The sequence below is a fragment of the Paenibacillus sp. EKM301P genome (genome assembly GCF_011800295.1).
Lineage (GTDB): Bacteria > Bacillota > Bacilli > Paenibacillales > Paenibacillaceae > Paenibacillus > Paenibacillus polymyxa.
Map to the genome: position 1 here is coordinate 1 of NZ_JAALFM010000006.1, position 14558 is coordinate 14558.

9 protein-coding genes are annotated in these 14558 nt (G+C 39.6%); 8 read left to right on the top strand and 1 reads right to left on the bottom strand.

Annotation, left to right across the window (positions count from 1 at the left end):
* The 3 genes from HFD99_RS15695 to bglS form a co-directional block, all read left to right on the top strand.
* Positions 1-1602, top strand: a 1602-nt coding sequence (locus HFD99_RS15695) for a condensation domain-containing protein (protein WP_238797232.1), incomplete at its 5' end; no start/stop codon positions are given.
* 1358 nt (positions 1603-2960) lie between these two features.
* The gene (locus tag HFD99_RS15700) at positions 2961-4868 is read left to right on the top strand and encodes a carbohydrate-binding protein (protein WP_123797208.1); all 1908 of its coding nucleotides are present in this window, start codon (positions 2961-2963) and stop codon (positions 4866-4868) included.
* A gap of 197 nt (positions 4869-5065) precedes the next feature.
* Positions 5066-5779, top strand: a complete 714-nt coding sequence (bglS, locus tag HFD99_RS15705; protein ID WP_017426919.1) for a beta-glucanase — start codon at positions 5066-5068, stop codon at positions 5777-5779.
* A 135-nt stretch (positions 5780-5914) separates the two neighbouring features.
* Here the strand turns inward: bglS and HFD99_RS15710 are convergent, their stop codons facing one another.
* On the bottom strand, positions 5915-6925 hold the full coding sequence (locus HFD99_RS15710) for an AraC family transcriptional regulator (RefSeq protein WP_016820935.1): 1011 nt from the start codon (positions 6923-6925) through the stop codon (positions 5915-5917).
* A 431-nt stretch (positions 6926-7356) separates the two neighbouring features.
* On the opposite strand from HFD99_RS15710, the gene HFD99_RS15715 reads away from it, so the two are divergent.
* The 5 genes from HFD99_RS15715 (at position 7357) to HFD99_RS15735 (ending at position 14427) form a co-directional block, all read left to right on the top strand.
* The gene (locus HFD99_RS15715; protein ID WP_123797209.1) at positions 7357-8337 is read left to right on the top strand and encodes a family 43 glycosylhydrolase; all 981 of its coding nucleotides are present in this window, start codon (positions 7357-7359) and stop codon (positions 8335-8337) included.
* Between the two features lie 15 nt (positions 8338-8352).
* Positions 8353-9726: a PTS transporter subunit EIIC gene (locus HFD99_RS15720; RefSeq protein WP_123797210.1), complete on the top strand. Its 1374-nt coding sequence runs from the start codon at positions 8353-8355 to the stop codon at positions 9724-9726.
* Between the two features lie 36 nt (positions 9727-9762).
* Positions 9763-12186 (top strand): glycoside hydrolase family 3 N-terminal domain-containing protein, encoded by a 2424-nt coding sequence (locus HFD99_RS15725; RefSeq protein WP_123797211.1) that lies wholly within the window; start codon positions 9763-9765, stop codon positions 12184-12186.
* A 132-nt stretch (positions 12187-12318) separates the two neighbouring features.
* Entirely contained in the window at positions 12319-13500 is a 1182-nt protein-coding gene (locus HFD99_RS15730; RefSeq protein WP_123797212.1) for a serine hydrolase domain-containing protein, read from the top strand.
* A gap of 57 nt (positions 13501-13557) precedes the next feature.
* A complete protein-coding gene (locus HFD99_RS15735; RefSeq protein WP_123797213.1) occupies positions 13558-14427 on the top strand; it encodes an SMP-30/gluconolactonase/LRE family protein in 870 nt (289 codons plus the stop codon).
* Positions 14428-14558: the final 131 nt, after the last annotated feature.

Sequence of the window (14558 nt, forward strand, 5' to 3'; positions counted from 1 at the left end):
GAGTATGTGGCACCGCGGACGCCACTGGAGGCCAAGCTAGCCCAAATCTGGCAGGATGTCTTGAAGCTGTCCAGCGTAGGAGTCACCGACTCATTCTTCGATATGGGTGGACACTCCCTGCGGGCCACGACGCTGGTGGCCAAAATCCATCAGGAACTGGGCAGCCGAATTACACTGCGTGAGGTGTTCCAGCACTTTACGATTGAGCAGCAAGCCCAACTGATCACCGCGCAGGGCACAGACACCTATACGGTGATCCCTGCAGCTGCCAAACAGTCTTACTATCCTGCTTCCTCGGCTCAAAAACGACTGTATATTTTGAGCCATCTGGACGGTGGGGATGTCAGCTACAATATGCCGGGTGTATTAGTCGTGGAGGGGCCGCTTCAGGCAGATCGACTGGAGGATGCGTTCCGTCAGTTAATAGCCCGCCATGAAACGCTGCGAACTTCCTTCGAAATGGTGGACGGCGAGGTTGTTCAGCGGGTTTACGATCAGGTGGCGTTTGCAGTAGAGCGCCTGCAGGCCCATGAGTCCGAAGCCGAAGCCTATATCGAGTCTTTTGTACGCAGCTTCGATCTTCAGCAGGCACCTCTGCTGCGTGTCCGTCTCATTCAAACCGGACCCGAACGTCATCTCCTGATGTACGACATGCACCATATTATTTCAGACGGTGTGTCGTCTAACAATATCGTGCAGGAGCTGGGACAACTGTACGAGGGACAGGCCTTGGCGCCGCTGCCCATTCAGTACAAGGACTATGCCGTGTGGCAGCAGCATGAAATGCAGCGTGAATCATACCAACGCCGGGAACAGTTCTGGCTGGAGCATTTAGCCGGAGAGTTGCCTGTACTGGAGCTGCCGATTGCTTACCCTAGACCTGCTGTTCGCAGCTTCGAGGGAGCAATGTATGAATTTACTGTTGACTCGAATGTATCCGAGCAACTGCGCCGAATCGCGGCACAGACCGGAAGTACGCTGTACATGGTGCTACTGAGTGCCTATACCGTCCTGCTGTCCAAATACAGTGGTCAGGACGATTTGATCATTGGTACGCCGGTAGCAGGCCGCTTGTTGACAGAACTGGAGCCACTGATCGGCATGTTCGTTAATACACTAGCCATCCGGCACCAGCCGCAGGGCAACCAAACGTTCCACAGCTACCTGCTGGAAGCCCGAGAACGTACGCTGCAAGCCTTCGAGCATCAGGATTATCCGCTTGAAGAACTGGTGGAAAAGCTGGATGTAGCGCGGGATGCAAGCCGTAATCCGTTGTTTGACACTGTGTTTGTACTGGAAAATACAGAGTCACAGGAAGCGCAACTTGAAACGCTGTCCTTTAGTCCTTATGTTCAGGAACACAGGACCTCCAAATTCGATTTGACCTTGTCCATGAGTGATGAAGACGGGCAGATCAAGGGTTCCTTTGAATATTGTACGAAGCTGTTTGGCGCAGATGCTATTGAACGATTAACCGGAGATTTGATAGCGATCCTGTCCCAGGTTGGAGCTAATCCAGATTTGCTATTAAGCGATATTCAGGTGAACTCGGACGAGCAGCCGGAAGGCTTCTCGCCGGATTCCATCGACTTTATTTTCTAAATCAGTTTTCATTTTCTAAAAAGAAATGATTTCAGTTTGCAGGCAAGGGTAGCGGCTCAAACCGACGGCCCTGGCCTGCAAAATATTTTTTTCTGATATAACAACGATCCATTCTCATTTCGTTGCTCTCTCAAGTTTCGAAACATGCTCAGTCTGCTTTTCACCATTTGAAAAAAAGGCTAATTCCAGCACTCATTCGGTCAACGGTTCATCTGGACTATGTGCCTCACGAAGCATGTAAAGCCTCATTAAAATATCGGGCTATCCAATCCCTTCGGCATTGGTGGCCACAATCGGTCATCGTTATTAAGCGTTATGAGCCATAAATGAATATAAATGATTAAACCTCAGGGACCTTATCCATCTAGAAGGAGCCCTGAGGTTTTTTGTCATTGAGCATGAAGGCCTTGCCTGTAGCAATACGAAGCGGTCTCAAAATCTTTTTGGTGATAATAAGCTTCAGCTATAAGGATATACAATCCACTCAATTTTTTATGAGCTTGCTTTTGTTGATATATGGTGCGAGCTAAAAAGAAGTGATTCAGAGCTTGTGCTCCAGCTTGCCAATCCGAAAATTGGTTATCTCACTGGACAAACCATTGTCATGGATGGCGAACGCTATATGCAATAATCATATTCGTTTATGCCTGACAAACAGCTATGAGTTAGACGATAACCAGGTTGAAGAGACAATGCTTCTGGATCTTCCTCATCGGAACGATACCGATGGTAGTTATCTTGCCTTAATCAAGGTTGTAAATCGGCGCTGTCCAACAGAGGAGAGCGCCCGATTTTAGAAATAACCTAACTCAACTTTCGATGGGCCAAGCCTAGATTTTGATGTATTTAGCGGGTGGTTTTTGCTCAATAGCCCTAACAGACAGTCTGCCCTTAATTTGCTCGCCTACAATCAAACTCAACCCATTCAGGGCAAATATTATACTTAAACGGTTACGGAAAAACGTCAGTATTTCACAGAGCAAATCGGTAGGTTACATCCCTTTTGGTGTGCTCTTTTAAATTAGAATGATATTGTTATATTTGATAGAGTATGGTATGATCATTCCAAATAAATCCATTATTATGAATCGAATTACATATTAGTACTTAATATTTTATATTCTATACTTTATTCAATTAATACTGAAGTTCACAGCATAAGGACAGAGATAAGTAAGTATTGACTTCTCTTGTAGGGCGTTTCCAAACAATAATTTGTAAGCGGTTTCAAATTATTTCTATCCCTTACCACTCTTTACGTCAGTTCTCCTTGCGGGTAGAGGTCTGAGCATATTCTTAAGCTTGATAAATTTACGGATAGCTCAGCTTTAGACCATATAAAAAACGGAGGTTATGTTATGATTAGAAAATGTCTAGTTTTATTTCTTTCCTTCGCTTTATTGCTCAGCGTCTTTCCCATGCTTAATGTAGATGCTGCCAATCGACCACTGGCAAAGCTACCTGGAAATTCCAATCCTCTAATGGATCATAAATTGGGAGCTGATCCCTATTCATTGGTGTATGATGGAAGAGTGTATATTTACATGTCAAGTGATACGTATGTGTATAACAAGGATGGATCGATTAAAGAGAACGACTTCAGTGCGCTGGATCGTATCCAGGTCATATCCTCTACAGACATGGTGAACTGGACGGATCACGGAACGATACCAGTCGCAGGTGCCAACAACAAAAACAGTGGAAGAGGCATTGCCAAATGGGCCTCTAACTCTTGGGCTCCAGCAGTTGCGCATAAAAAAATAAATGGCAGAGACAAGTTCTTTTTATATTTTGCCAATGGGGGAGCAGGTATTGGTGTCCTAACAGCAGACACGCCTATCGGACCTTGGACAGATCCCCTTGGCAAAGCGCTTGTGACACATAGTACACCTGGGATGGCTGGCGTGACTTGGCTTTTTGACCCGGCTGTACTGGTAGATGATGATGGCACGGGATACCTGTATAGCGGTGGCGGAATTCCTAATGAGTCGGATCCGGCTTCCATTGCAAGTCCTAAAACCGCCAGAGTCATCAAATTAGGCGCAGATATGACCAGCGTTATTGGAAGCGCCACCACTATAGACGCTCCTTACCTGTTTGAAGATTCCGGTATTCATAAATACAACGGCAAATACTACTATTCGTACTGTATCAACTTTGCCGGAACACACCCTCAACAGTACCCTGCAGGTGAAATCGGTTATATGGTTAGCGACAACCCGATGGGTCCCTTCACTTATAAAGGTCATTTCCTAAAAAATCCGTATACGTTCTTCGGCGTTGGAGGCAACAACCACCATGCTGTATTTAATTTTAAGAATGAATGGTATGTCGTATACCATGCCCAAACGGTCAGCAAGGCTCAAATTGGAGCTGGAAAAGGCTATCGCTCTCCGCATATTAATAAGCTGGTGCACAAGGAGGACGGAAGCATCTCTGAGGTGCAAGGGAATATGACAGGAATCGCTCAGCTATCCAATATGAACCCATATACCAGAGTTGAAGCGGAGACCATTGCCTGGCAAGCAGGCGTTACGACCGAACCCACACAAGCCAGTGGCGGCCCGATTAGCAATCTGAATGTGACCAACATCCATAATGGAGACTGGATCGCTGTCGGGAAGGCTGATTTTGGCTCTGCCGGAGCGAAGACATTCAAAGCTAATGTGGCCACTAATGTCGGTGGCAACATTGAAGTACGGCTTGACAGTGAAACAGGCCCTCTAGTCGGCTCCTTGAAAGTACCTTCAACTGGAGGTATGCAGACCTGGAGAGAAGTAGAGACCACGATCAATAATGCAACGGGGGTTCACAACATCTATCTGGTGTTTACTGGGTCAGGCAGCGGCAATCTGTTGAATTTGGATGCCTGGCAGTTCACTCCCAACACGGGAGGGAATACGATAACCAAGGTTGAAGCCGAGAATATGAAGATTGGCGGCACTTATGCAGGCAAGATCAGTGCACCGTTCGACGGGGTCGCTTTGTATGCCAATGCTGACTATGTATCATATTCACAGTATTTTGCCAACTCTACGCATAATATCTCAGTGCGGGGGGCTTCAAGCAATGCTGGTACGGCCAAGGTGGACTTGGTTATTGGCGGAGTAACTGTAGGTTCCTTCAATTTCACGGGCAAAACGCCGACTGTTCAAACCTTGTCCAATATTACTCACGCTACTGGAGATCAGGAGATCAAACTCGCCTTGACGAGTGATGACGGCACTTGGGATGCCTACGTGGATTTTATTGAATTTTCATTATGATCGCTCATATAAACAGTAGTTGTTTTGGAGCTTTTGCAAAATCGAGGGACCCGCCCTGTTATTCCAAGAGAACGCTATTAGCGGGTAAATGTCCAGGCAAGCTCTATTATTTGGTTTTCGGCAGATCATATTACGTTTGCTGGAAACCACGTTCCACAACTTTCATTCATATTTGAAATTGTCCTTGGAGGTGTATGATGAAGAAGAAGTCTTGGTTTACGCTGATGATCACAGGTGTGATTTCTCTGTTTTTTTCGGTAAGCGCATTTGCGGGGAATGTGTTCTGGGAACCATTAAGTTATTTTAATTCAAGTACTTGGCAAAAGGCAGATGGGTACTCCAATGGGCAGATGTTCAATTGCACTTGGCGTGCCAACAATGTTAACTTTACGAATGATGGAAAGCTCAAGCTGAGTTTAACGAGTCCGGCGAACAACAAATTTGATTGTGGGGAGTACCGATCAACGAACAATTACGGATATGGCCTGTACGAGGTCAGCATGAAGCCTGCTAAAAACACGGGAATTGTATCATCCTTTTTCACGTATACAGGACCTTCCCATGGCACACAATGGGATGAAATAGATATCGAATTTTTAGGAAAGGACACGACAAAAGTACAGTTTAACTATTATACCAATGGAGTCGGTGGGCACGAGAAAATTATCAATCTTGGCTTTGATGCTTCAACGAGCTTCCATACCTATGCTTTCGATTGGCAGCCAGGATATATTAAATGGTACGTTGACGGTGTTCTGAAACATACAGCAACCACGAATATTCCGAGTACGCCAGGCAAAATTATGATGAATTTATGGAATGGTACCGGAGTAGATAGCTGGTTAGGGTCATATAATGGAGCAAATCCGCTGTATGCCGAATATGACTGGGTAAAATATACGAGCAATTAGTATGATTACAGCAGAAGAGGCAGCCCTATAGGGCTGCTTTTGCCTGTCCAGGGAGAGATAGCTGAATAGACCCCGCTAGGGGATTTTTTTGTTAGCATAATGATGTTATGAAAAACTTCAAAAAAGCAAATGTTTTCACTTAAATTTTTGAATAGATTTAGAAATAGAATTGTCTCGAAATTCTTTTGGTGTTACACCAAAATATTCCTTGAACTTTTTGTAAAAGAAATTTAAATTGTTATAACCTATTTCGTTTGCGATTCCATAAATAGGAACGTCAGTATTTTCAAGTAAGATAGAGGCTCTAGTTAACTTTTGAAGTAATATAATTTCAGAAAAAGATCTATTAGTAGTTTTTTTAATTAAATTACTTAGATAGTTTGGATGAAAATTGAAATGCTTAGCTGTGGAAATCAAAGTACATGTCATATAATTTTTCTCTAAATAGTTAAGTATTTCTATAACGGGTGCATTATTTAATGATTTAGAGTTAGAGTGGCTAGAGTCGTACTGAAATACCCTCAATAATTCAGAAAATATAAGCACCATAAAGCAATCAATGATTTCATTTGAACATAAAGATTTATCAAAATATTCACAAAGAAGCTCTCTTATATATATAGGGATTTTTTTGTTATTTTCGGAATTAAATATTATATAATTATCATGATCCCTCTTATCAGAAATAGCATTAATTAAAAACTCTGAGATAATGCCTTTACTTGATAGCCTGCTAAGAAAGGCAGTTGAAAAGTATTCTTTACTCATTAATATATTTATAATAATGTCATTTTCAGTAGTTGGTAAAATAGAATGAGGAATTCCTGTATCTATAATAGATATCTGTCCTTCTTTCAGTTTTACAGTCTTATCTTTTATGACCTCTGTAAATTCTCCTGAATATACATAACTAAGTTCGATATAAGTATGAACATGCATGGGTACTTCAACAAATCGTGTATGTTTACGTGGGGTGATATTTTCGCCCATATTCATATCATTATCATCAAATAAATAAGCATCATGCCCTTCACAGTTAATTATCTCCATTTTTTTATATCTTTCCGATATAACAGGATTTGATTTATATTTTAGCTCTTTTTCTGTTAAAACTCTAAGCATTCTATCTAATTCATCGTGATTCATAATTGAAACCCCTTTCAAGGTTAGTCATTATATAGTAGGTTATGATATTAAAATCGGTCAGTCAATATGTGTTTATTTGATATTAAAGAGCAATTAAGAAAGTGCTATCCTTTCTTCAAGGGAATTATTTAATAGCTTCCTTGAGGTCACAAATATAGAGACGTCTATATAATTTCATCTAAAACTATAGTTTTTATCAGTTAGTATATCCAACGAAAACACTCATTTTACAGAAAACGTATTTATTGTCAGTTGACTTATTATTAAGTGTGAACAAGGAGCTATATGAGTGTTGAAAGGGGTAATTCCTGTAATTAAAAAAGAGACCAACATTAAGTTTCAATGTAGGATATATTTAAATTTTCCGTATTTAGATCTAATAATATAAGAGTAGGGATTTAACTATTATCTTTTATAAGGAGAAGTTTTAAATGTCTAATTCTATTCGACCAGGTCAGGTTTGGCTTGATACAAAAGGTAAGCGTATACAAGCTCATGGGAGTTCTGTAATGTATGTAGATGGTGTCTATTACTGGTATGGGGAAAATAAGGAAAATACAATTCCGGGTAGTGGCGTTTGGCATAATGGTGTTAATTGTTATTCATCTGAGGATTTAATAAATTGGAAATTTGAAAAAACTATTCTGAAGGCGCCTTCAGATGTTAATAACCCGTTACATCCTTCTAGAATTATGGATCGTCCCCATATCATTTATAACAAAAAAAATGAAGAATTTGTAATGTGGATGAAATTAGCAGGGACAGATGAGAATCCACGAGATTGGAATTATCAATATATGGGAATCGCAACATCGAAAAGTATTAATGAAGAGTTTAAGCTTATTGACACAATAGTTCCTTTAGATATGAGCAGTGGTGATTTTGATTTGTTTGTTGATGATAATGATCAGGCATACATTATTTTTGGAAAAGTTCATACAGAAATTGTAATTGCAGATTTAACTGATGATTATAAAAATTTAACAGGAAAATATTCAACGCATTTGCATTTTAGTTCACCTCCATTGGCACGTGAAGCGCCTGCTATCTTTAAAAGAGAAAATGAATACTTTATGTTTACGTCTGGGACAACTGGTTATTATCCTAATCAAACGCTCAGTGCCAAAGCAGAGAATATGCATGGACCTTGGTATATTATTGGAGATCCGTGTATAGAGGATACAGAAAAGAACACTTTCAATTCCCAAATAAGTAGTGTATTTAAAGTACCTAATCAAGATTTATTCATTGCGATTGGGGATCGGTGGGTTGTTGACTTAACAAGAAAAAAAGAGAAGAGTTCATGGAACATTAATACAAGTGAGTCTGATTATGTCTGGCTACCTGTAGAATTTAAAGGGAATATCCCAGTAATCCAATGGAAGTCGGAATGGAATCCAAACAATTTTTAATAAGGGGCAGTTTGTATGAATTTAAAAGATTCAGCAAAAGAAATCATTGAAAAAGTTGGAGGACAAGAGAATATTGTAAGTGTTACACACTGTGTAACTAGATTGAGATTTGTCCTAGCTGATGAATCAATTCCCAATGATAATGAAATCAAAGGTATTGATAAAGTACTGGGTGTTATGAAAGCTGGTGGGCAATATCAAGTAATTGTCGGTAATGTTGTTAAAGATGTTTATGCTGAAGTTGATTCTATATTAAAAGGCAATGCTAATGAAGATCATATCAAGGAAAAAATTGATAAAGTTAAAACAAAAAATAAAACAAGTTTGATTAATAGGCTATCTAGATCACTAATGAAAATGATCTTTCCATTAGTGCCAACAATGGCCGCGGTGGGCATTATTAAAGGTTGTTTGGCTATATTCCTTATGGCAGGCGTATTGCAGACAACAGATGGTACTTTTATTATTTTGCAAAATATAAATGATGCTTTCTTATACTTCTTACCCATAATTGTAGCATTTTCAGTTGCGAAAACATTTGACTCAAACCCTTATGTTGCTGCTGCAATAGGAGCATCACTGGTATTCCCAGGTATTGTAAAATTACATGATGAGGGTACAGCTTTAACGTTTTTTAAAATTCCAGTTATTTTAACATCATACGGTAATTCGATTTTTCCTGTTATGTTTAGTACTTTTATTGCTGCAAAGTTAGAGAAGTATCTAGAGAGGTTCATACCACCATTTTTAGAATTCCTTAAAATTATGATATTACTTTTGGTAATGGTACCTTTCACATTCATGGTGGTTGGTCCGATATTTGTAAAAATAAGTGAGTTATTAGCGAATGGTACTATGGGAGTTTATAATTTGTTCCCTTTAGCTACTGGTGTAATATTCGGTGCCTTTTGGCAGCTTTGTGTGCTTTTTGGATTACATTATGCGTTTATTCCTATTTTGACCGACATCACCCTAAGAAATGGTTCTAATGCGTTGAGCCCGATTTTAGGTATGGGAGTTTGGGCATTAGCTGGAGCTGCACTTGGTTTTGCACTTAAGACTAAACGAAAAGAAAATAAAGCTACTGGTTATTCAGCAATGACTTCTGCACTGTTTGGTATTACTGAACCAGCCATATTCGGGATTGCTTTGCCATATAGGAAACCGTTTATTTGCGCAATGATTGCTGGAGGAATTGCTGGACCATTGAATACAATTTTAGGAACAAATCAATTTTCGCCAGCTGCTGTTGGAGGGATTTTAACATTTGGCGCCCAAATGGACCCAAGTGGTAATCCAGGGCCACTTATAGGATTTTTCATCTGCTTTTTCGTGAGTTTTACTCTCAGTGCAGTTTTAACATACTTTACAACGAGAGCGAACGATTAGCTTAGAAGCACTGAAGTAAACAGGGAGGATTTATCAATGAATGAATTTAGATATAAAGATATAACATTGTCGTCAGAAGAGCGTGCTAAGGATTTAATTCATAGAATGAGCATAGAAGAAAAAGTTGCTCAGTTGCAATGCTATAACCCTAAGGATAAAAATGGTCCGAATTTAGAAAATTCTTTTCACTATGGGGTTGGTGCAATAGCTTTTTTGGCTGCTGCATGGGATGATTCGAAAGAAATGGTAGCCGATAAGCTTAGAGACTATCAAAAAAAAGTAATGGAACGTAGTCGATTTGATATACCTGCTCTTTTTCATATTGAAGGATTAACTGGAGCATTGATGCCAGAAGCAACAAGTTTTCCTACAGGCATTGGTAGAGGCTCTGCCTGGGATCCAGAACTTGAGTATGAGGCAGGGAAAATAATAGGAAAAGAAATGAGTACAGTTGGAATTAAACATGCTTTAGCTCCAGTTCTTGATGTCACTCGAGATGCACGTTTAGGTCGTCAAGGAGAAAGTTATGGAGAAGATCCTACTCTTGTTTCTGCACTAGGAACTTCCTATGTTGTAGGTATCCAAAATTCTGGAGAAAATGATGAATATAATATTATGGCTACTAGCAAGCATTTTATTGGTTATCATGCTGGACAAGGCGGAATACATGCTGCTGCGACTAATGTTCCTGAGAGGGAGTTGCAGGAGATTTTCGGAAAGCCATTTCAATCTGCAATTAGCAAAGGAAATCTTCGCTCAGTCATGAATCAATACGGAAGTGTAAATGGTGAGCCAGTAGCTGCATCTAAATATTTATTGCAAGACCTATTGAGAAAAGAAATGGGTTTTAATGGGCTACTTGTCGCAGATTATGCTTCTATTGAAGAGCTTTTTACACGAATGAAAGTCTGTGAAGGAAAGAATGAAGCTGCAGTAAAAGCATTGAATGCTGGATTTGATTTAGAATTACCAACACCAAGCGCTTATGGGGACAATTTAATTCAATTATTAGAGGAAGGTAAAATAAATATTCAGCTTCTAGATGAAACTGTATTAAGAGTTTTAACTGAGAAGTTTAGACTCGGAATTTTCGAAAATCCATTTCCTTCTTCATATGAAAAAATAAATGAAGTATTCAACAAGGAAGAATCAAAAAAGGTTAGTTTGAAATATGCCAGAGAATCATTAATTCTTCTTAAGAATAATGGGATTTTACCATTAGAGGCAGCCAATAAAAAAATAGCTATAATTGGACATAATGCAAGATCTACAAGAAGCTTATTCGGTGGGTATTCATATGGTAGTGTATTAGAACTTGCTATGGGTGCTAGAAATACGATGGCAGGTATTGAAGTACAAACAGATGACGTGCTTTGGAGAAATAAAAAGAAAGACACATATCCTGGAAGTATTATTGATGTAGAAATTCCAAAGCTTGAACAAGTTGCAAGTAAAGCTTATAAGCATTGTAAGAATATTTTAGAACAGTTTAAGCAATGTTGTCCAAACTCTGATATTCAATATCAGTATGGTTATCCGTATGTAGGGAATGATACTCGTCATCATGAAGATGCGTTAAAACTTGCGAAAGAATCTGATGTTACAATTGTTACGGTTGGCGGAAAATATGGATGGGGAACATCATGCTCAACAGGAGAAGGGATTGACTCAAGTAGTATTAATCTTCCTCAATGCCAAGAAGAGTTTTTAGTGAACTTAGGCGAGAGTGGAATTCCTTTTATAGTTGTTCATTTAGATGGAAGGCCTATATCTAGTGATGCTGCTGATAAATATGCTTCTGCAATTATTGAAGCTTGGAACCCTGGGGAGTTTGGTAGTCAAGCTATTGTAGAAACAATTCTTGGTACAAATAATCCAAGTGGTAAACTTCCAGTTTCTGTTGCATATAGTTCGGCTCAAGCGCCACTTTATTATAACCACAGTCAGGGATCAAGTTATCATGTTCAAACCGGTTCCCCATTTACTAGATATATCGATCTTCCCCATACTCCAAGATACTATTTTGGTTATGGTTTATCGTATACTACATTTGATTATCATCATCTACAAACAGAAAAATCAAAGATAAAACCATTTGAGAAGGTTCATATTAGTTTTGAAGTAGAAAACTCAGGGGATACAGCTGGAGTTGAAATTGCCCAAATCTATGTATGTGATAAAGTGGCATCTTTAGTTAGACCAGCACAGGAATTGGTTGGATTTTGTAGAATACCTTTAGAAGCTAAACAAAAGAAAAAAGTAGACTTCTATATTGATCCTAGTCAACTTGCATTCCTAGATGAAGATATGAAATGGAAGATAGAAGCAGGGGAATTTGATGTGATGATTGGCTCTTCTTCGGAGGATATCCGGTTAAAAACGAATGTCTATATTTTAGAAGATGGCTATACACAAAGTAAGAATAGGGAATATTACGCCTCTTATAAAATCAGTGAATAGGTTCCCAACAATTAATTAAATATACAATTAGTAAGATATAGCAGGTTAGTATATAATCTGCTATATCTTGTTTTCCAATTGTTTTATAAAAGCAAAGTAACAGTAAATAGTAGGAATATGGAGGGGTCCAAAATGATTAATGATACAGAAATCAGTCAGATAAAAAAAACTTTAAGAAATAGCATAGACAATGACTACATAGCCGGCGCAAATTTAATGATTATCAAAGATGGAAAAGAAATTTTCTACCATGAAGATGGTTGGGCAGATAAGGAAGCTGGAATTCCAATAAAAAGAGATTCCATTTTCAGACTGTATTCTATGACTAAACCTGTTACAGCTGCTGGTGTAATGATACTACTAGAGCGAGGCGATATAGATTTATATGATCCAGTAAGCAAGTATATTCCTAGTTTTAAAAATCAGATGGTTGATGAGGGAGGCAAGCTGGTTCCAGCGGTACGTGAAGTAAATTTAAAAGATTTGCTTTCAATGACCTCAGGCTTGGTCTACGGTGGGGATAACAGAGTTGGTCGGGATACTGAAGCATTATTCATAGAGATAAAGAATAGGCTATTAGGGGATTCTCCAATGAGCACTGTGGAAGCTATGAGCAGACTAGGAGAGTGCGCCCTTGCCTTTCAACCGGGAACTTCTTGGAATTACGGGACCTCTGCAGATGTACTCGGGGCTGTTATAGAAATAGTTAGTGGTAAAAGTTACGGAGAATTTTTAAAAAAGGAATTATTTGAACCGCTAGGAATGTGGGATACTGGTTTTTGGATACCATCAGAGAAAAGGCACCGTCTTGTAAGAGCATATGAGGACAATGGGCTAGGTAAATTACAGCCTTATACCGGAAATAATTTAGGAATTATTAATCAGATGGATATGGATCCGGCATTTGAATCTGGAGGAGCAGGACTTGCCTCTACAATAGATGATTACTCAAAATTTACTACAATGCTTATGAATGGAGGAAGTCTTGACGACGTTCAGATTTTGCGGCCTAAAACAGTGAAATATTTAACGTCAGGAACTTTGAATGAGATGCAGCAGAAAAGTTTTGACGAATGGCTAACGTTAAGTGGACACAGTTATGGCAACTTAATGCGTGTAATGACAGATTGCAGTAAAGCTGGAGATTTGGGGTGTATTGGGGAATATGGATGGGATGGTTGGCTTGGGGCATATTTTTGTAATTGTCCAGAGGACGATTTAACATTCCTATTTATGATGCAAAAAAAAGATGCGGGAACGACTACACTCACTAGAAAGCTTCGCAATATTGTTCTTAGTTCATGTTACAAATAAATCAAAAGTAGTTTTTTGTTTCTGGAAGTAATGTATATTGATAAGGAGATGTATATTATGAAGTATGAAACTAAAATTCTTTTGGATGAACTGGTGTGGGGCGAAGGCCCGCGCTGGCATGAGCAGAAACTCTGGTTTTTAGATATATTTGGTAAAAAGGTGATGAAAGTTGATATCAACGGCAAGGCTGAGATCGTTGTTGATGTGCCAACCTTGCCATCTGGATTAGGATGGCTTCCTGATGGTCGGTTGCTTATAGTTTCAGGAGATGGCCGAATATTGCGGCAGGACCCGAGTGGGCTGTCGGCAGTAGCAGACCTTAGCAAGTTAGCAGTGGGTATTAATGACATGGTAGTCGATCATAAGGGACGTGCTTACGTTGGAAGTTATGGTTATGACGTACGGTCTTATAAGCCTGGCCAAGAAGTAGAAGCATGGATAACACTGGTTACCCCAGAAGGGGATGTGCGTGTTGTAGCTGATGAAATGATTTGTCCCAATGGAATGGTCATTACTTCTGACGGAAATATGCTTATAGCGGCTGACACGTTTGCGAAACAACTCGTTGCATTTAACATTGAGGAGGATGGATCACTAACAGGACGCCGTGTCTGGGCATATATGGAAGCTGGTCCTGACGGGATTTGTCTTGACGCTGAAGGCGCTATCTGGGCTGCTACTCCGAATAGGGGTGAGGTGATTCGTTTACGTGAAGGTGGTGAAGTAACTCACCGCATAAAAGTATCAACTACACCTTTAGCATGCATGTTGGGAGGACGTGAGCTCAGGACATTATTCATTGTCACAGTAGATGCGCATAATGATTTAGATGTAGATACCTTAAGTAATCCTGAGGCTGCTCAGATTAAACGCGGCTCTCGAATTGAAATTGTTGACGTAGAGATTCCAGGTGCAGGTCTGCCATAACTTTCTAACGTTATTTGAATATTAAAAAGCTGACATGTCTTTAATTCAGAACCTATTTATAAAAGCCTTAAAAGATATACTGGACAAACTCAAAACCTAAGCTATTGATACTACGAATTATGGTATCAGTG

What these genes read in the sequence shown, in the direction of transcription:
- HFD99_RS15700 (WP_123797208.1), top strand. Translation starts at nt 2,961, where the DNA reads ATGATTAGAAAATGTCTAGTTTTATTTCTTTCCTTCGCTTTATTGCTC.
- bglS (WP_017426919.1), top strand. Translation starts at nt 5,066, where the DNA reads ATGAAGAAGAAGTCTTGGTTTACGCTGATGATCACAGGTGTGATTTCT.
- HFD99_RS15710 (WP_016820935.1), bottom strand. Translation starts at nt 6,925, where the DNA reads ATGAATCACGATGAATTAGATAGAATGCTTAGAGTTTTAACAGAAAAA.
- HFD99_RS15715 (WP_123797209.1), top strand. Translation starts at nt 7,357, where the DNA reads ATGTCTAATTCTATTCGACCAGGTCAGGTTTGGCTTGATACAAAAGGT.
- HFD99_RS15720 (WP_123797210.1), top strand. Translation starts at nt 8,353, where the DNA reads ATGAATTTAAAAGATTCAGCAAAAGAAATCATTGAAAAAGTTGGAGGA.
- HFD99_RS15725 (WP_123797211.1), top strand. Translation starts at nt 9,763, where the DNA reads ATGAATGAATTTAGATATAAAGATATAACATTGTCGTCAGAAGAGCGT.
- HFD99_RS15730 (WP_123797212.1), top strand. Translation starts at nt 12,319, where the DNA reads ATGATTAATGATACAGAAATCAGTCAGATAAAAAAAACTTTAAGAAAT.
- HFD99_RS15735 (WP_123797213.1), top strand. Translation starts at nt 13,558, where the DNA reads ATGAAGTATGAAACTAAAATTCTTTTGGATGAACTGGTGTGGGGCGAA.